14 protein-coding genes are annotated in these 19,451 nt (G+C 58.7%); 7 read left to right on the forward strand and 7 right to left on the reverse strand.

Annotated features, from left to right (window positions below; all coding sequences use genetic code 11):
• Positions 1-89 precede the first annotated feature (89 nt).
• Complete coding sequence (gene modA / locus ACURWW_RS00950) at positions 90-836, reverse strand: molybdate ABC transporter substrate-binding protein (protein ID WP_445615137.1); 747 nt, start codon at positions 834-836, stop codon at positions 90-92.
• A 77-nt stretch (positions 837-913) separates the two neighbouring features.
• Entirely contained in the window at positions 914-2,395 is a 1,482-nt protein-coding gene (locus ACURWW_RS00955) for an FAD-dependent oxidoreductase (protein ID WP_445615138.1), read from the reverse strand.
• 812 nt (positions 2,396-3,207) lie between these two features.
• Between ACURWW_RS00955 and ACURWW_RS00960 the strand changes: the two genes are divergently transcribed.
• The gene (locus tag ACURWW_RS00960) at positions 3,208-3,873 is read left to right on the forward strand and encodes a hypothetical protein (protein ID WP_445615139.1); all 666 of its coding nucleotides are present in this window, start codon (positions 3,208-3,210) and stop codon (positions 3,871-3,873) included.
• 724 nt (positions 3,874-4,597) lie between these two features.
• Here the strand turns inward: ACURWW_RS00960 and ACURWW_RS00965 are convergent.
• The 3 genes from ACURWW_RS00965 to ACURWW_RS00975 form a co-directional block, all read right to left on the reverse strand.
• On the reverse strand, positions 4,598-5,335 hold the full coding sequence (locus ACURWW_RS00965; protein WP_445615140.1) for a cyclic nucleotide-binding domain-containing protein: 738 nt from the start codon (positions 5,333-5,335) through the stop codon (positions 4,598-4,600).
• 412 nt (positions 5,336-5,747) lie between these two features.
• Positions 5,748-6,881: a S1C family serine protease gene (locus ACURWW_RS00970; RefSeq protein WP_445615141.1), complete on the reverse strand. Its 1,134-nt coding sequence runs from the start codon at positions 6,879-6,881 to the stop codon at positions 5,748-5,750.
• 117 nt (positions 6,882-6,998) lie between these two features.
• Positions 6,999-7,184, reverse strand: coding sequence for a DUF3008 family protein (locus ACURWW_RS00975; RefSeq protein WP_445615142.1), 186 nt, complete (start codon positions 7,182-7,184; stop codon positions 6,999-7,001).
• A 255-nt stretch (positions 7,185-7,439) separates the two neighbouring features.
• Here ACURWW_RS00975 and ACURWW_RS00980 point away from each other — a divergent pair, with 255 nt between their 5' ends.
• Together ACURWW_RS00980 and ACURWW_RS00985 are read left to right on the forward strand one after the other, a co-directional pair.
• A complete protein-coding gene (locus ACURWW_RS00980) occupies positions 7,440-8,885 on the forward strand; it encodes a PQQ-dependent sugar dehydrogenase (RefSeq protein WP_445615143.1) in 1,446 nt (481 codons plus the stop codon).
• Between the two features lie 257 nt (positions 8,886-9,142).
• Positions 9,143-9,313 carry a hypothetical protein gene (locus ACURWW_RS00985; RefSeq protein ID WP_445615144.1) on the forward strand — a complete coding sequence of 57 codons (171 nt, stop codon included), beginning with the start codon at positions 9,143-9,145 and terminating at the stop codon, positions 9,311-9,313.
• A gap of 110 nt (positions 9,314-9,423) precedes the next feature.
• Here ACURWW_RS00985 and ACURWW_RS00990 read toward each other — a convergent pair whose 3' ends face one another.
• Positions 9,424-9,678 (reverse strand): ChaB family protein, encoded by a 255-nt coding sequence (locus ACURWW_RS00990; RefSeq protein WP_445615145.1) that lies wholly within the window; start codon positions 9,676-9,678, stop codon positions 9,424-9,426.
• Positions 9,679-10,129: 451 nt separating this feature from the next.
• On the opposite strand from ACURWW_RS00990, the gene ACURWW_RS00995 reads away from it, so the two are divergent.
• Positions 10,130-10,846, forward strand: coding sequence for a succinate dehydrogenase iron-sulfur subunit (locus ACURWW_RS00995; protein ID WP_445615146.1), 717 nt, complete (start codon positions 10,130-10,132; stop codon positions 10,844-10,846).
• Positions 10,847-10,953: 107 nt separating this feature from the next.
• Here ACURWW_RS00995 and ACURWW_RS01000 read toward each other — a convergent pair whose 3' ends face one another.
• Complete coding sequence (locus ACURWW_RS01000; protein WP_445615147.1) at positions 10,954-11,379, reverse strand: CBS domain-containing protein; 426 nt, start codon at positions 11,377-11,379, stop codon at positions 10,954-10,956.
• A gap of 1,000 nt (positions 11,380-12,379) precedes the next feature.
• Between ACURWW_RS01000 and glgC the strand changes: the two genes are divergently transcribed.
• The 3 genes from glgC (at position 12,380) to treS (ending at position 19,386) form a co-directional block, all read left to right on the forward strand.
• Positions 12,380-13,687: a glucose-1-phosphate adenylyltransferase gene (glgC, locus tag ACURWW_RS01005; protein ID WP_445615148.1), complete on the forward strand. Its 1,308-nt coding sequence runs from the start codon at positions 12,380-12,382 to the stop codon at positions 13,685-13,687.
• A gap of 150 nt (positions 13,688-13,837) precedes the next feature.
• Entirely contained in the window at positions 13,838-15,913 is a 2,076-nt protein-coding gene (locus ACURWW_RS01010; RefSeq protein ID WP_445615149.1) for an alpha-1,4-glucan--maltose-1-phosphate maltosyltransferase, read from the forward strand.
• A gap of 80 nt (positions 15,914-15,993) precedes the next feature.
• Positions 15,994-19,386: a maltose alpha-D-glucosyltransferase gene (gene treS / locus ACURWW_RS01015; RefSeq protein WP_445615150.1), complete on the forward strand. Its 3,393-nt coding sequence runs from the start codon at positions 15,994-15,996 to the stop codon at positions 19,384-19,386.
• The last annotated feature ends 65 nt before the right edge of the window (positions 19,387-19,451 follow it).

The raw sequence follows: 19,451 nt of genomic DNA on the forward strand, positions 1-19,451 counted from the left end.
TCAGAAACATGGACGTTCGGATCGCGAATCAAACGCCTGAGTCCGTGATTCGGTTCAGTCCGTGCAAAGCACAGTAATCCAACATCTTATCACAGGCGCCACCCGGGCCATTCGTAGCCAAAGGTTTCGATTATTCGGAGCGCGCGCGGGGAGCGAAGAAAAGTCAGAAAGCGCTTCGCGCCCGGAGACTCCTCCCCGGCTGCCAGCAGAACAGCATCCTGATGGATCGGCTGGTGGAGTTCACCGGGCAGGCGCCAGTAAGAACCATCCCGGTTCACTATCTGGGAAAGCGCGAGCAGCCCCAGATCCGCATTCCCGCTGCTGACGAACTGGAAGGCCTGGTTGATATTCTCCCCGCGCACGAGGTTCGGCTGGAGCGTTTTCCAAAGCCCGAGCGCCTGCAGGCTTTGCTGTGCAGCGCGCCCGTAGGGCGCCAGGCGTGGATTGGCAATGGAGAGCCGTCTGAACTCAGCGGCACGCAACGTTTGCGGCCCCAGTTCCAACGTTGCTATAGGCGACCAGAGGACCAGAATACCTTTGGCGTAGGTCAGCCGGCTCTGGGCATCGGCACGCCCTTCTTCTATGAGCCGGGCGACGCTGTCCTGATCCGCGGCGAGCAAAATCTGGAAAGGTGCTCCGCTGCGAATTTGCGCATAGAGCTTGCCGGTGGACCCACTGGCGATTTTGACTTTGTCCTGGCCGTTCTGCTCGAAGGCCTCGGCAAGATGTTCCATCGGTGCCACAAAGTTGGACGCTACGGCAATCAACACCTCCTCCGCTGTGAGAGGCGCAGTTACGGACAGAAGGGCAAAGGCGAGGAGTGAACGAATAACCACAAACAGTCATCACGGCGGAGAATTCAACATTATAACACGAACGGGCGGTTCCCCGGCTTAACCCCGGGAGCGATTTTTCATTGGGGCAACACCCTCTTTTCCAATCCCCGGAAGGCAGGACCTTCGAGGACCTCCCCCTGGATATTGAAGCGGCTGCCATGACAGGGGCAGTCCCAGCTCACATCCGCGGCATTCCAGTGCACCATGCACTTCATGTGCGGACACACTGGCGACAGTGCGGAAAGCTCCCCCTGTGGCGAACGGTAGATCGCGTAGTTTTCACCTCGAAACCGGGCGACGCGCCCCTCGCCTGCCCGGACCTGGTCCAGAGTCTCGAGCTTTTCCACACCAAGGTAATCCGAACCCAGATGTCGCGCCACCTTCATGTTGGCCTCCAGCCAACCTTTGGCCGACTTGGAGGGCGTGAAGCGGCGAGGGTTGAGCAAGTCAGCGCCCTGCCCTTTCCGCCCCAGAATCTGTCCGCTGATGACCTGGGCGGCAAGTTCGCCCCAGACCAGCCCGTCCGCCGAAAACCCCGTGGCCACGTAGATGTTGTCGTGGCCGCTGCGACCCACGAAGGGTAACAGGTCCGCCGGGCGATATTGCTGTGCAGACCAGCGGTGAGTCACTTCACCCACCTCAAACCGCTGGCAAAGCCAGTGCTCCATGTCCGCAAAATAGTCGCTTGTGTGGTGGCCCGTCTGGTGTTTCTGACCAACCAGCACCAGGTAGAGCTGGCCTTGATGAAATGTGCTTCGCAGGGAGTAGGAGTCGTCAAGCGCCCAGGTAATCGCACGTGGATACTCGCCCGTCTTGCTCAGCATGGGCGCGGCGATTGCGTGCTCGCGAAGAACCTCCATTTCCGCCTGCAGCATGTTGATCCCCTTGGGCGTGTGAGTCGCAAAGACGATATGCCCCGCCCGAGCGGTTCCAGTGGGGGTCTCCACCCGCCCTTCGGAGGCATCCACCCGAATGGCCGGGCTATGTTCAAAGATTGCCGCGCCACTGGCGGCAGCCGCCCTGGCCAATCCGTCACAGTACTGAAGCGGATTGAACTGCGCTTGCTCACTTATCTGCAAAGCATGAGGCACGGAAATCCCCAGGCCACGCGGACTGTCGACCAGGTCCGCGCCAAGCCCCGCAGCAACGGACGCATCCGCCTCACTCTGAAGATTGTTTCGATCTGCTGAGCAGAAGTAGAGAGACCGCCGTTCGAACTGGCAGTCGATGCCAAGCCGCTCAACGTTATGTTCGATCCCTTCGAGACCTCGGCGCCTCAAGGCAACAAGTTCGCGCACCGTGTCGGCATCCCACTTTTTGCCCACGGCGCTCAAGCCCTGCGATAGGGTACTGTACAGGTTTCCCGTGGAGCCGCCACTGCAACCGGACCCCACACGATAGGCTTCGAGCAATGCGACCCGCTCCCCCGCCTCGCTGAGCAGCAACGCGGTGGAAAGACCCGTTATCCCCCCGCCCACCACCACTACATCCAGATCCATATCCTGATCAAGGCGCGGGAAATCTTTGGGTTCGCAGCCAAGGTTCCATACGGCGGTCATTTCGCATCCTTTTGAAGTTTACGCGAGAGCGGTCGAACATTTGTAGCGCTCGAACACGTGCACCTCTCGAACAAGTGCAACAGAGGTTCAGGAGCCGCAGGCTCAAAAGACCCTCGCCAGAAAAGGGCGTTCCGCCAGCTCAGCAAGGCCGACGCCAATAACTGCGGACACTCTCCCCTTTGAGCAAGGCAGTAAAAGGCGGACGCAGAATTTACAAGCACAGACCCGAAATTGCTCGGATTGAGCCTTGCCGGAGAGCTGCCGGGAATGCCAGATCGGTTAAAGGTTGATCAGAAGTTCTGCAAACCAGCCGACCGGCTGATCGCCAGTTCAATCGAATTGATTGCTCTTTGAGCGAAGTCGCCCAAAAACAAGGCAATTATCTGCGACGAATGCGTCCCGGCGCGCATATTGCACAGACAGCGCAACCACAGGGAAAGCGAAAGGAGCACGACAGTCCGCTGTCGCCAGGGCACGGATGCCCGCATGGAACGCGCGGCGCGGGACCGGGCCGACCGCTGGTGCAGGCGTGAGCCAGGCACAAAGGGACCGGAACAGGGAGACGTCACGCAAGCCGGCTGCGCAGGAAAACAACCGTCGATCTCAGATGTTCCACAGCATCGGGGCGCTCGGGTAATGCCCTGATCGGCTGTTGGGGACGATGACTACAAATCATTCAATGGGGAGACATACCGGTGTTCAATAGGTTCGCACGATGGTGTGGTTACACGCGCCCTTATTCGGGGATCGGGCAATGGACAAACAAACACGACGCTGATCGACACAACCCAGCCACTTATCTCATCCGCCCATTGGCACTTGTTGCCGCCCTCGGCATCAGCATTCCGCTGGCAAACGCGGACGTGGGACTGCCGGTTTATAAAGGTCCCGGCGCCGAGCACGCGCCCGCGCTGACAGAACCACCCACATTGATCCGGCCCATCAATTTCCAAAGGGGCGCCCGGGATGGGGGATTGGCCATGGGCTGCGGGGAGCGCACGGCCCAGCACGATATTGCCCTGGACTTCGCCCCTGCGCCCGACTACCGCATCGAAGATCAACAGAGCTCTGGCGGAGCCATCATTCCCCTGCATATCCAGAACGGAGAGGCTGTGCTCCAGACCGGCAGAGTCACCAACACGATCAAGGCCATCCGCGACAACGAACGGCTACTGCTCGTAAGCGAAGATCGCGATTACCTCAACCGCCTGCAGACGCTCCGCAGCACTGACACCCTACTTGTGCGAACTCCGGCATCCGTTCGCCGCTATCAGGTTACAGCAACGCGGATCCGCCACTCAGATCTGGCGCCCAGCGATGGTGGTTCAACGCAAACCATGACTCTCGCAGCTTGCTATCCCTTCCAACCCATTGAGAGCGCTGCCCTACTGTATGAAGTCGAGGCGGTGTTGGTCGATGAGGATGTCCGGCCCCAGGAAAGACGCCAGGTCGAGGCCATGAACCTCGTCAGCTTTTGACAACCAACTGATCTGAACCTGCGAAGATGAAGTATAACCGGGCGGGCATTCAATGTGCCTGCCTGCGCTCTCATTCCGAGCGCGGCTCCGCCGCTACTGGGTCAAACAGGGGGAATCAAAAATTAAGGTGGGGTGAATTGGAACGAACGAAAACGAGCTGAAGGAAGGTTTCGATCGGGTACTGGCTCCAGACTGGAGCGCGGTGCTGGCAGTCAATACAGCGGTTCAAACGCCGCTGCTAATACGGTATCCCTCAGAACGAGGTCGGAGACTGGTTGGCGCGGCCTCCTTTAGCAGGCGGTGCCGACGGTGCTGCTGAGGTTGATACCGCTCGCCGGAATAACCGATGGCGTTGCCGCCGATTTCAAGAATGAGCTTCTGGCGACCGAATGCATTTGCGAGTAAGGGAAACTTCATACTTATCCTTCGGCAAGTTGACTGGCGGCTGTAGTGACACGGCCTTTTATACCAGGAGCGGATTGCAGTCGTGTTTCACTGCATCCGTTTCACAACGAGGCCCTCGGGCAATCCCGCTGATTGCTGGGAAGTTGCAAGCCGTATGCCAGAAACAGAATGCTCGCGGGTTGCCTCCGAGCGCCCGAAAACCGCGGACCGGGGAACCGGCACGTTGCCAGATGATGCAGGGCGCGCCAGAAGCGGGAGGAAGCGTTTGTAAATGAAGATTATCTTGTAACTTGTGCATCGGCTATTGCGACGCTCAGGATCAGGCAGTCGCCCTGAAAATCGTCAAGCCTTCATCGGTGTCGTAAAGCAGAGCGCGCAATCCCGCCGGATTGAGCAATCGGATCTGCCGGTGCTGGACCCGAATCAAAGCTGCGGAATCGAATCGGGTGAGCAGACGGCTGATTGTCTCGACCGCCAGGCCAAGATAGTTGGCAATGTCATGGCGGGTCATGGTCAGCATGAACTCATTACTGGTGAGCCCGCGGGATTTCAGGTGAGTTGCTGTATCGAGAATGAAATGGGCGAGACGCTGCTCGGCGTAAAGCTTGCCCAGCACCAACATACGCTGTTTTTCCTGAGCGAGCTCACCGGCCACCACCTTCAGAAACTGCCGGCGAAGACTGGGAATCCCGGCATACATACGTTCGAAGTCCGCAAAGGCCAACTCACAAATGCTGCTGGTCTCCAGCGCCTCCACTGTATAGCTCTGCATCCCCAGCTCAAGGCCATCCACACCCAGGAGGTCACCGCGGTAGTGAAAACCGGTGATCTGCTGGTTGCCGTCCTCTGAAATGACATAAGCTTTCGCCGACCCGGATTGCACAACAAAGAAGGAATGAAAAGGCTCACCCTGGGCAAAGAGGCGTTCGCCCCGGCGCAGCACGCGACGTGTGCCCGGCAGATCCTCGAAGAGTTGGAGCTCGGCACCCTTGAGATCACAACAGAGGCAGTAGCTGGCTGCCGAACAGCTGCTGCACACGCGTTTAGTGCCCCGCATATGGATTCCCTCCCTTCGGAAGGCTGGTCGGGCAACCGGCGGCCGACAGCGCCGCGAGCACCCATGAATGCGAACTGAGCTTGCGCCAAAATTCTGCGTGCACCGAACCACCTCCATTTGCTTGCGGGAGCCGGGGTATGTCGAGCTCCTATCCTTTGCGGCTCCCCTGGCAGACACTGCCCAATGAGCGCATGTCCCTAAACTCTTGGCGACGCAGGCACTTCAGGCCTTCGATTCGTGAGCCGAACCTCCGTGTTCTGCCTGACAGACCGTTACGAAAGAGTTTTCCAACAAACAGATCACCGTGCAATATCCGCTCACGACTGGCGAAATGAACAGAAAAATTTCAACCCACCAGCAACAACCGTCCCCGGTGGCGCGCAATTCATTTGGTAGGATGTTGCTGTTGCTATTATTGTTCAGCCTGCAAAGTTACTTCAACCGTATGGCCCTGCCCTTCGCGCCACAATGTGATTTCCAGGGTGTCGCCAACGGCGTAGTCGTCGAGCGTGGATATAAGCTCATCCACCGAACTGATTTCTCTGCCATCCACTGCGGTTATGATGTCTCCCGGGACGAGGTTTCCGTCCGGGGTTGCTCTCGCCGCGCGCAAACCTGCTTGCGCGGCCGCGGAGCCGGGCTCCACTCGCAACACCAGTACGCCCGTCACGCCCAGCCGACGGGTAAACGCCTGGTTGATAACCGGATCCGCCTGAATGCCCAGCGCGGGGCGCACGAAGCGGCCCTTGTCAATGAGCTGCGGCACCACCTCGTTGATAACGTCCACGGGCACTGCGAACCCGATGCCCGCATACGCCCCCGAGGGGCTGTAGATCGCCGTGTTGATTCCGATCAGCCGCCCTGCACTGTCCAGCAATGGCCCGCCCGAGTTTCCCGGATTGATCGCCGCATCGGTTTGGATCAGGCGGTCGATCGTCGCCCCCTCCGCGCCTGCTGAAATGGTCCGGTCCAGCGCCGACACCACTCCGGTGGTGAGCGTGTAATCCAGACCGAAGGGGTTGCCGATCGCATATACTTTCTGCCCCACGAGCAAATCTTCACTGGTCCCCAGAGAGACGGGAGCCGGTGGGTCAGCGGGGATGTCGATCCTCAGCACTGCCAAATCATGACGAGGGCTGACGCCAACCAGTCGTGCAACATAGCTGCGACCGTCGTTGAGACGAATCACCGCTTCGGAAGCACCCTGGACCACGTGGTTATTGGTGACAATATGGCCCCGCCGATCCCAGAAAAAACCGGAGCCCGTTCCCTGTGGCACGGAAAAAACATCGCGCGTCCAGAAATCCATCACCTGGGCGCGCGTGGTAATAAATACCACCGAGGGGCTGGCCGCCTGAAAAACGTCGATGGTGTTCTGCTCGTCCTGCGCCAGTTCACCCCGGGCCATCACCGGTCGCGGCCCGGCTCCCATTCGCGATAGCGCACTCTCCAACCAGGGAAGAAACTGAACAAGGAGCAGTATCAGAACTACCGCCGCCGTAAACCAGCGAAGCCGCCTCAGGAAGGGATCGCCTTTTTCACTCATGGGGCATGAGCCTCACTGCATTGATGTTCGACCTCGGCAATATACCAGCCGAGCGCAGGAAGCTGCACTCCCAAACCGCTGCCAACGCTCCGGGCGGTTGTCTTGATACCACGGGGGCTATCCGTGTTTGTGTTCGGGCTTGTCCTTTCGTTTGGTACTGGCCATGTCTTCCAACTGCTTTTCCGACATGGACTCCTCCATGGAACGCGATGCGCCCTGCAACTTGGACTTTGGGGTGTCGCCGCGCTTGGCTGACAGCGCGGCTCCCGCAGCTTTCTGTTGCGACTTGGATTTCGCAGGCATAAACACCTCCTCTCGAACCGGATTACCCTGAGTGAGCACGCGGACCTGGTTTCGCCCCAATCGGCCCGCACTGTGGAACGGCCACACCCTGTAAGCCCTGGTTGCAACATCCGTGACATTGCCGGCGCTCGCACAGCAAAGCTCCGACTCGGGGGGCCAGCCGTGGAACATCTGTTGCAGTGATCTCACCCGTTTCCAAGCGTGGAGCGCATGGATATATCTTCGCAGTAGCGCACTGCCGATCGAGGACTTCAAATGCCGAAGTATGGCTCAGCCGCTCGCCTGGTTATCATCCCCGCAATCGCCTGGCTGGCGGGCTGCGGGAGCACCGCCAAATTACCCCTTGAGGCCGGCGTGGGCCCGGAGCCGGAACTGCCGGACCCGAACCCCGCCGTTTTTCCCACGATTAATGTGGCGCCCGCCGTGGGCTGGACCGAGGGGCGGTCGCCCCAGGCGCGGGACGGCTTGGAGGTAATCGCCTTTGCCCAGGATCTGGATCATCCACGATGGCTTTACGTTCTTCCCAACGGCGATGTTCTGGTCGCTGAGTCCAACAAGCCACCGGTGCAGAGCGAGGGCTTCAGCATCCGCCAGTGGATGATGCAGCGTACCCTGGAAAAAGCCGGTGCCGCAGTACCCAGCGCGAATCGTATTACCTTGTTGCGCGACAACGACGGGGACGGCGTTGCGGATGAACGCCATGTTTTTCTGGAGAACCTTCACTCTCCCTTCGGCATGGCCCTTGTGGACGAAAACCTTTATGTGGCCAACACTGACGCTTTACTGCGTTTCACTTACAGCGCCGGGCAGGAGCGAATAGAAGAGCAGGGAGAAACTCTGGTTCGACTTCCCGCCGGCCCCATCAACTATCACTGGACCAAGAATGTGATTGCCAGCCCCGACGGATCAACTCTTTACGTGTCCGTCGGCTCCAACAGCAACGTGGCCGAGAACGGCCTGGAGAATGAGGAGGGTCGCGCCGCGATCTGGGCCGTGGACCGGGAAACCGGAGAGCACCGAATCTTTGCCAGCGGCCTGCGCAACCCGGTGGGCATGACCTGGGTGCCACAAACGGAGCAGCTGTGGACAGTAGTGAATGAGCGGGACGAACTGGGCAGTGATCTGGTACCGGATTTCATGACCTCGGTTCAGGACGGCGCCTTCTATGGCTGGCCTTTCAGCTACTACGGGCAGAACGTCGATGAGCGAGTCGAGCCCCAGCGGCCCGACCGGGTCGCCGAGAGCATTAAGCCTGATTACGCGCTCGGCGCGCACACCGCATCCCTCGGGATCGTGTATACGGACAACAGCGACAGTCTTCAACATTACGGAAGCGGCGTCTATATCGGGCAGCACGGCTCGTGGAACCGCAAGCCCTTCAGCGGTTATCGGGTGATCTTTGTTCCGTTCAGTGAAGGCAAGCCCCTGGGAATGCCGAAGGAGGTACTGACCGGATTCCTCAACGATAAGGGTGAAGCGATGGGCCGCCCGGTGGGCGTGGTCATTGATGGCGAAGGTGACCTGTTGGTGGCCGACGATGTGGGGAATACCGTTTGGCGAGTGCGCGGCACTGACGGTCGCGGCATGCCGATCTCCAGCAGTAATATCTGGCGAGTTGCAGAGAACCGACCCCGCGCCGGTTCGGATTTACAGCCCGCGTTTAGCGGAACTCGTTCTCGACAAACTGCTCCGCCTGAATGAACCGAGAGCCGTGGGCGCGACCCGCTTGTAAATTCTTCCCGGGCTTTGGGCCTTTTGTAGATTGTGCAAGCAAAGTTTGCATTCAGGCGGGGCTGCTGGCGCGCATATCCGAATGTGTGGCGCCAAATGTTTCTTGAAGCCGGCGTAATCGCCTCAGCAACGAACCATATGTAAAAAGGGGCGACAAAATGGCGCCCCTGGCATAAGGGTTGCAACTTCGGTTGCTCTTTCCAAGCACACAGCTAGTAGGTATTCACATGGTTACAAAGAACGAAATGGTCGCAATCCTCGCCGCCCTCACTACCGATTTCGACAAAGCAAGCAAACCGCGCGAAGAGCTCGACCGCGAGACCGAAAACCACGACAAAGCCTACATGCTTCGCAAGGACTCCGTACATCAGGAGCAGCGCAAAAGCGTTCGCGTCTGATTCCGTTTACCCTTTCTCTGACCTTCACAACTGAGCCGCTCGCGGTTCCGTTCGCCGCCACCCTGCGCTAGCGCCGCTTCAGGCGCTTCGCAGGCGGCAGTGTCCGACATTTAGTTGCGGACGGCAGCGCTCACGGAGTCCAGCACCCAGTGGCCCCGCTGGTCCCGGCTACACTCCCGTTTGACGGTTTCCCACGCTATCCGGCTGGCGGTCACCTGCCGACTGTCGTCCCGATCATAGCGATCCTGGGCATAGCGGTAAGTTTCCCAGGCGTGATTGTACGCTTCCCTGTAGATGTCTTGCGCCTCCGGCGACAAATAGCTCTGCACCCCGCGCGGCAATTGCGCGTTGCTCGCATATCCCATGGTCCTGCTCCTTTACTTCCTTGTTGTGGTTGAGACTTCCCTGAATATTCCATTCTCGTCGCTGGCGATTGACTCCGCCAAGAGCGCAAGCTGCAGCCTCCGGCAACTCGACCCGCGCCACGTTTTCCGAATTTTGACAACTGCGTCAAAAAACAGCAGGGCTTGAGGCAAACACCATGCCACGCGTTCGCAGGCGAAGCCCCGGGAAAACACAGGTCATTCCGGCACTCACATGGCTGAGATTGCCCAAATACACGATTGAAGTCAGCAAACCCTTGTAAAAACATCCCTCCTGGGTCAACCTCCTGAAAAGGCAAACGCGGCCGTGAGGGGCTCCTCCGGAGCGCGCGTCGCTGCGCGCCTGATGGTGTGCATCCTGCAGCGCCCTCAGTCGGAAGAAGTCTTTCTTAACATTTCTCGCATCACAACTAACTTTTGAGCGTCCGAAATCATGGAAACCTTTGCCTGCGAAATCTATCGCTACAATCCGGAAACAGATCCCAAGCCCCGTATGCAGCGTTTCGAAGTGCCGGACAGATTCCGCTACTCCATGGTGCTGGACGTGCTGGAGTACCTGAAGACCCAGGACACCACACTCACGTTTCGGAGATCCTGTCGCGAAGGGGTTTGCGGGTCCGACGGGATGAACCTCAACGGAAAGAACACCCTTGCCTGCACCACTCGCTGTAATGACCTGCTCAGCGGCAAGCGCAAACTCATCATCCGTCCGCTGCCCGGCATGCCAGTCATTCGAGATCTCGTGGTTGATCTGAGCCTGTTCTATGAACATTACAAAAGCGTCAAACCCTGGCTGATCAACGACGAACCGGAACCCGCCATCGAGCGACTGCAATCGCCAGAGGAGCGGGAACGACTGGATGGACTGTACGAATGCATCCTTTGCGCCTGCTGCACCTCCTCCTGCCCGTCCTGGTGGTGGAACCCGGAGCGGTACGCAGGGCCGGCGGCCCTCCTCTGGTCCAACCGGTTTCTCGAGGACAGCCGCGATACAGGCGAGCGGGAAAGGCTGGATTTTTACGACCAGGATCCACACACCCTTTACCGCTGCAGGGACATACAAAACTGCACCTACGTCTGTCCCAAGGGGCTGAACCCGATGGGGGCCATCAGCGACATCCGCCGACGGATGTTACAGCGCTCCACCTGACTGGGATCTTCAACGGCCCGAGCGGCACGGGGACACCGAGGTGCCGGCACCCCGTCCACCCCGGGAGCCTTTTTTTGTCTTAGGTCCGAAGCCCGGACGATCAGCCCTCAGTGATAGTGCCGACAGGCGCGTGCCACCTCCTCTGCAATACCACTTTCCTCGTCGCAGTGGTCGGCAATATCTGACAGGCTGATCACTCCCACCAGATCTTTGTCCTGCGGGTTGTCGAGCACGATGAGACGCTGCACCTCCTGTTCCCGCATGTTCTTCAGAACCTCGCGGATATCATCGTCCTCCATACAGTAGAGCACTTCCTGGGTTTCCACTGAGCTGACCGGATCGTCCGGCGACTTACCGTCTGCCAACACCCGCACCGCCAGATCGCGGTCGGTGATCACACCGATCAAACGGTCGTCCTTGGCGATGGGAACAAAGCCCGTGTCCAGTTGCTTCATGTGCTGAGCGCACTCACGCACAGTGGCGTTGGCGGCGAGAATATCGGGTTTTTGCGACATTGCTTGTTTGACTTGCATGATCATCTCCTTGCTAACGAAGTAAGCGGCCGCAGCCGCAGTCGGCGGAATCCCCGGGTGCGGCACGCTCAGGCCGCTATCGCCTCGCACTCTTCCTGCGCGCGGCGACATGCCTTTGCACAAGCACGACAATGGTCGTAATCGTGCTTTTCACAGTGCTCGGCACAGCGCGCGCAGACCTGTGCGCAAGCCCGACACAGGACGGCGACCGATTCGCTTCCTCGAGCCAGTGCGGCAGCCGTAACCCTGCACATATCAGCGCAATCCAGGTCCGATCGAATACAATCCACCAGGCTTGCAACCTCCGATTCTCTGAGGCAGTCCGCCGCGCAGATGTCGCAATATGTCGCGCATTCCACTAGTGCGCTGAGGCTGGCGTTGAATGGCTGCGTCATTGGCATCTCCATACTGTGGGTTTCATTGGGTGATCTTGTGATGTTCTTCGGTCGCGCGGGTCGCGCCTCGCCCGGTTCGTAGCAAGGGCCGATCCAAACCGCGACCGGGCTAAGCGCACTTCTGCGGACAAAAAATCTCATTCGAAGATTTCCTGACGGCTGAAGTTATTCAAGGTGCCGGACGGCAGCTCATTGGTCTTTTGCTGAAACTTTCAAGCGCCAAATGTGTAAAGTTTTCAAGGGCGGAGATCTTGTTACACAGCTGTTTGGTTGACCCGCCCGCCAGTTCTCTCTTCGTCCGGCAACAGGTGAAGATAAAGACCCTGGACAATGCCTCCTTAATGCTTTCGTCTAAATCAAAATTCGGGCAAAGATTTTGCTAAAGCCTTGGGGCCTCGCGCCTCGGAACCACGCCCAACGGCGACACCAAATTCCAGGCAGTGAGCGAAGGTTACAGGTGATCGGGCATGAGCTCGACCATCATTCAAGTGCTTTGAGTCGAACCCCTTCATTGGATGAAGGAGGCGGCTGCAGGGAGGAGCCAAAGAGTTGTACCAGCTTAGCGTTCCATCCCCAACACATCAGCATTCCACTGAGGTAGGACCGTGACTAACACAATCGACCCGAGAAATTTCAACACAGTAACCCGCGACACCCTGGCCCTGGTCATGGCTGGCGGCCGCGGAACCCGTTTGAAGGAGTTAACCCTGCAGCGGGCCAAACCCGCCACCCCTTTTGGCGGCAAGTTTCGCATTATTGACTTCACCCTTTCCAACTGCATCAACAGCGGATTGTGCCGCATTGGTGTTCTCACTCAGTACAAGAGCCACTCACTACTGCACCATCTCCATGCAGGCTGGAGTTTCCTGCACTCCCGCTTCGGTGAGTTCGTACGGATCATGCCCGCGGACCAGAACGAATCGAACAGTTCCTGGTACAAGGGCACCGCCGATGCGGTTTACCAGAACATAGAGTTTATCGAGACTCACCGCCCTAAGCGGGTACTGGTTCTGGCTGGCGACCACATCTACAAAATGGACTACGGCCAAATGCTACGGGACCATATCGAGACCGGAGCGGATTGCACTGTCGGCTGCGTGGAAACGCCCATCGAGGAGGCCACCGAGTTTGGCGTCCTCCAGGTCAATCCCCGCCGGCAGGTTTTCAAGTTCGAGGAGAAGTCGCCGACCCCAACACCCATGCCCGGTAACCCCGGGATTGCTCTGGCGAGCATGGGTATCTATGTGTTCGAGACAGACTTCCTCCTACGGGAATTGAAGCGTGACGCGGCGGACCCCCATTCGAGTCACGATTTCGGCAAGGACATTCTGCCGCGCATCATCAACACCGGGCGGGTGACGGCCCATCGATTCCGCGACCTGTACGATGACAATCGGCCGGGATTCTGGCGCGACGTGGGCACACTCGACGCTTACTGGAAAGCCAACATGGAACTGTTGGACGTCACGCCTGAATTCAACATGTACGATGAGCAGTGGCCCATCTGGACGTGCCCGGAACAGCTTCCACCCGCCAAATTCGTGCTCAACAATAGCAGCGCCCGCGGGATGGCGGTGGACTCGCTGATCACCAGCGGGTGCATCATTTCCGGGGCCAAGGTGGAACGCTCCGTCTTCTTCGAAAGCGCGAGGGTGGGTAACCGCAGTACAGTGAAGGAATCTTTGATCCTCCCAAGTGCAGAAATCGGACGCGACTGTCGGATCAGCCGGGCGATTATCGACTCCAAGTGCAAAGTCCCGGACGGCATGGTGATCGGGGAGAACCCGGCCCAGGATAGCCGTTACTTCACGCGCACCCAGGACGGAGTCGTGCTGGTGACCCAGGACATGCTCAACGCCTTTCAAGCCGAACTGGAGGCTCATAAGTCCCCGGCCATTGACCTCACAGCCTGATCCGGCAACCGGCCGACAGAACGCATCAGCAACAACACAAGCTTCGGCTTGTGTTGTTGTGTTGGGTTCCCGGAATCCCGCCGGACGAGACCGGCTAACGGTCGCTTTGCTGCGAGGCCAGCACCGGAATGCTAGGAAACCAGTGACAACATGAGCGAATCTCCATTGACGAACCTCCGGGCTCAAGTGGATCCGGCCATGCTCAAGCCCCGGGTTATCATCCAGGATGTCGCCCCTTGCGTGGATGGCGGACGCTATCCCGCCAAGGCCACCGTCAATCAGGCCATCACCTGCAGCGCCACCATATTCATGGACGGTCACGATCGTTTGGCCGCCCGCTTGCTCTATCAGGAATCCACGGGGGACCGATGGCGGAGCCGGGTCATGCACCCGCGCGGGAACGACCGCTGGGAGGCGGTGCTGGTGCCCGGCCATACAGGTCTCTGCAAGTTTCGAATCGAAGCCTGGTTCGATCAATGGGCCACGTTCTACGATGAGGTCGCAAAAAAACACCGCGCTGGCGTACCGCTCCAGGTGGAACTGGAAGAAGGACGCATGCTGCTGCTCGCCGCCCGCCACTCGCCGCGCCATCACGCGCGGCCTGACCGCCATGACGCCGATTACCTCAGCGAGGTCATTCAGGGGGAAGACGAGTATTCCATCGAGGAGGCTTCGGCAATCGTTGCCGCGGCTCTGCAGGACTTGCAGGAGGCCGAGGAATCACGCGACTCCGGGCAGAAAGTTCGCATCATGCTTGACCAGCAACTCTTCAGAGCCATGGAGGCCCTCGAAGAGCGCCGCTTCTGCACTGGAACGCGGCAGAATTTCAGCATCGACGTGGAGCGGACTCGCGCCGGATTCGCCAGTTGGTACGAGCTGTTTCCCCGATCGGTCACCAACGACCCGGCAAGACACGGGACATTCGAGGATGTCATCGGGCGCTTGCCTGCCATCGCGGCCATGGGCTTCGACGTCCTGTACTTCCCGCCGATTCATCCGATCGGTCTGACAAATCGCAAGGGGCGTAATAACGCAGTTCAGGCCCGCGAGGGGGAGCCCGGGAGCCCCTATGCCATCGGCAGCCCGAAAGGCGGCCACGACGCTGTGCTGGAAGAACTTGGCGGTATTGAGCAGTTTCGCCGCCTGCGCGTGGCGGCCGAAGACTTCGGGCTGGAGATTGCTCTCGATTTTGCCATTCAGTGCTCCCCGGACCACCCCTGGCTTCGGGACCACCCGGACTGGTTCTCCTGGCGTCCGGACGGCACGATCAGGTACGCGGAAAATCCGCCCAAAAAGTATCAGGACATCGTCAACGTCAACTTCTACTCCGCTACTGCGCTTCCCGATTTGTGGGAGGCCCTGAGAGATGTTGTGCTGTACTGGATATCGGAAGGCGTAAAGATCTTTCGTGTGGACAACCCCCATACCAAACCGCTTCCTTTCTGGGAATGGTTGATCTCCCAGGTCCGTGGCGACCATCCCGAAGTCATTTTTCTTTCCGAGGCCTTCACCCGGCCCGCAATGATGTACCAGCTTGCAAAACTGGGCTTCAACCAGAGCTACACCTATTTCATATGGCGCAACAGCAAACAGGAACTGACGGACTACCTGCTGGAGCTGAGCAGTACTGAAGTACGCGACTATTACCGACCCAATTTTTTCGTTAACACGCCGGATATCAATCCCTACTTTCTCCAGAGCTCCGGGAGACCGGGATTTCTGATTCGTGCTGCCCTGGCGACCACCCTCTCGGGCCTGTGGGGAATGTATAGCGGCTTTGAAGTGTGTGAATCCGCTGCCCTGCCCGGCAAAGAGGAGTATCTGGACGCGGAGAAGTATGAGATCAAGGTACGCGACTACTCCGCACCCGGGAATATCGTCAAGGAGATCAGCCGGCTGAACCATATCCGCAAGGAGCACTCTGCCCTGCAAACTCACCTGAACGTACGTTTTCTTGAGTCCCACAATGACCAGGTAATCTTCTACGCCAAGTACACCCATGATCTGGACAACCTGCTACTGATCGCCATCAGTCTGGATCCTCACCAGAGCCAGGAAGCGTGGCTCGACGTTCCCTCAGACCTGGTAGGCGGGGGCATGGGTTTTCCGGTGCGGGAGCTGATACGGGGGGTGTCCATGCATTGGGCCCAAGGCGTACAGCACTGGTACTTCGACCCCGGGGAACTGCCCTTCGCGATCTTTCAGGTGATTCCGCGCCCCTCCTGACTGGAAGGATGCACGGAAGCAGATACGGTGAGTCGCCCAGGAAGAAGGAAACAACAAACGCCGAAACACGGAGAGCCAAATTGCCAACCCGAAGCCACTCGCAAACGAGCGTACCGATCAGCGACGCCACCTGGTACAAGGATGCCATTGTCTACCAATTGCATGTAAAGTCCTTTTACGACAGCAACAATGATGGTATTGGCGACTTTGCCGGGCTCATCCAGAAACTGGACTATATTGCCAGCCTCGGCATCAACACCGTCTGGCTGCTGCCCTTCTATCCCAGCCCGCTGCGCGACGATGGCTACGACATTGCTGAATACTGCGCGGTGCATCCGGACTACGGAACCATGGAGGATGCCCAGCGATTCATCCGTGAGGCCCACGACCGGGGCCTGCGTGTTATTACCGAACTGGTTATTAACCACACCTCTGACCAGCACCCTTGGTTTCAGCGTGCCCGCAAGGCGCCGCCCGACTCTGCAGAACGCAATTTTTATGTGTGGTCCGACAACGATCAGAAATATTCAGAAACGCGGATTATTTTTCTCGATACCGAGAAGTCCAACTGGGCCTGGGACCCGGAAGCCCAGGCCTACTACTGGCACCGCTTCTATTCACACCAGCCCGATCTCAATTTCGACAATCCTGCTGTACTGGATGCGGTGCTGGAAGTCATGGAGTTCTGGCTGGAAATGGGCGTCGACGGTCTGCGCCTGGACGCGGTGCCCTACCTGGTGGAACGGGAGGGCACTAATAACGAGAACCTTCCGGAAACCCACGAGGTTCTGAAGAAGATCCGCGCGAAGGTGGACGCGGATTACCCTGACCGTCTCCTGCTTGCGGAAGCCAATCAGTGGCCCGAAGACACCCAGCACTACTTCGGGGATGGCGACGAGTGTCACATGGCCTTTCACTTCCCGCTCATGCCACGCATTTACATGGCACTGGCCCAGGAGGACCGTTTTCCCATTACCGACATACTGCGTCAGACTCCCGAGATACCGGAGAATTGTCAGTGGGCCATCTTCCTGCGCAACCACGACGAGCTTACCCTCGAAATGGTGACCGACCGGGAGCGCGATTACCTCTGGGACCAGTACGCGTCCGATGTGAGAGCACGTCTGAACCTCGGAATCCGCCGTCGCCTGGCCCCGTTGATGCAAAAGGATCGTCGCCGCCTGGAGCTTCTCCATTCCCTGCTGCTGACCATGCCAGGGACCCCCATACTCTATTACGGGGACGAAATCGGCATGGGCGACAACATTTTTCTCGGCGATCGCGACGGGGTGCGCACGCCCATGCAATGGACCCCGGACCGGAACGGTGGATTCTCCAGAGCGGATCCGGCCAAGCTGGTTCTGCCGGCGATCATGGATCCACTCTACGGCTACACCGCCGTTAACGTGGAATCCCAGTTCCACAATCCCCACTCGTTTCTCAACTGGCTCAAATCCATGTTGGAGATACGCCAGAAGTATCACGCATTCGGGCGGGGCGGCTTCAAGATGCTGTTTCCCTCCAACCGGCGGGTGCTGGCGTACATTCGCGAATACATTCACCCCGGCAACACCGCAGATGGAGAAGCACCAGCAGAGGATGTATCCATCCTCTGTCTGGCAAACATGTCCCGCACCGCCCAAGCGGTTGAACTGGACCTGGCGGAGTACGCCGGCATGGTGCCGCTGGAACTCAGCGGGGGTAGCCTGTTTCCGCCTATTGGCGCCCTGTCCTACTTGCTGACCCTGCCTCCTTATGGCTTTTACTGGTTCCTGTTGGCAAAAGAGACCGCATTCCCGGACTGGTACAGCCCGCCACCCGAACCGATGCCCGACTTCATCACCCTGGTCCTTCGCAGCCGCGTAAGTGAGATTTGTGACATGCCTATCATGGCCACCCTCGAGAACAGTGTCCTACCCGAATACCTGGCAAAGCGACGCTGGTTCGCGGGCAAGGATGCAAAGATCCTGAGCACAAAAATGGCCAATACCCTGGTGCTGAAAGATACGGACAGCAAACAGCAGGCAGACCACCAGGAGCCGGTCATCGTGATGGACGTTGTGGTGGAGCTGAACAAGGAAACTCAGCGTTATCAACTGCCCCTGACCGTGTTCTTTGAAGAATCGGTTCCCCACCCGGCCCTGGTGGATCAGTTGGCGCTTGCGCGTGTCCGCCGGCGCCGCCGGGTGGGTCTGCTCACCGACGCGCTCGCGGCGGACTCCTATGCGCTCTGGCTGGTGCGAGCCATGCAGAAAAAGGAGTCGGAGACCCTCGACGCAGCACTCGAAACCGCACGGAACAGCGGGAAGTCCCGGTTGATATTCGATACCACCAGCGAATTCAATCAGCTTGAACTGGATCCCCAGGAGCTGGAAGTGCGACATCTGCACGGCGAACAATCCAACACCACCGTGATCATCGCCGAACAAGCGGTGCTGAAAGTGTTCCGTCGCCTCTATTCGGGGCCCAATCCCGAGGTGGAGATCAGCCGTGTACTGGCGGAGAACAATTTCCCCAATACCGGCACTCTGTTGGGACACGCAACCCGGGCCGATCCCGACGGGAAGTCCTACGTTCTTGCGGTCCTTCAGCGATACATTGCCAGCCAGGGCGACGCCTGGAGCTGGGTGCTGAACAAGCTGGAACGATTCGCCCACGAAGAAGCCGCAGGACCCATTGATGAGGTCGACTGGTCTATTACAGAAGAGGATGTGCTGGACGAACTGAGCCGCGTCGCCCATGCCATTGGTTTGCGACTGGCACAAATGCATGACGCGCTGGCCCGCTCTTCCCATCCCGCGTTTGCGCCTGAACTCGCAGATCGGGCGCTGTGCGATCAGTGGCGCTCCGACATCAGTGCTGCTCTGGAACGCGCGATCGGCATTCTGCAGCAGGCAAAGCTGGACGAGCGGGACCAGCTTCTTCTCGGTCAGTTAGTGGACCATAAACAGCCAGTGCTGGACCGAATCGCCGAGCTTTGCGCGTTGGGTGCAGACTCGCCACTTATTCGCATCCATGGCGACTTGCATCTGGGGCAGATTCTTGTGGCTCAGGATGACGCCTACTTTATCGACTTCGAGGGTGAGCCCGCCCGGCCACTGGAGGAACGCAGCGCAAAGTCCTGCCCCCTGAGGGATGTGGCGGGTGTGCTGCGCTCCCTCAACTATGTCAGTGAAATGGCGCTGGAACACTTCAATGATCACAGTCCCGTCGCCGACCCCAAAAAGATGCTCGCCAACCTGGAAACCACACTCAGCAATACTTTTCGCGAGGCCTATTTCACAACAGCGGACGACCTGGGGGCCACCTGGCTGCGCGAGGACAGTCGCATGGGGCTTACGCAGTTGTTCCTGCTGGACAAGGCGCTTTACGAAATCGGTTACGAGGCGGCGAACCGTCCCGACTGGGTGCCGGTGCCCTTTCACGGGCTGATCAATATCATCACCGATTGCGGGGTCAGCTTCCAGGGCTGACCCAATGCCTTTGTGGGCAGCGACCAAACTCAACGCCGGCTGCTCTATGCAACAACACGAGTTCG

The organism is Gilvimarinus sp. F26214L (genome assembly GCF_054401055.1).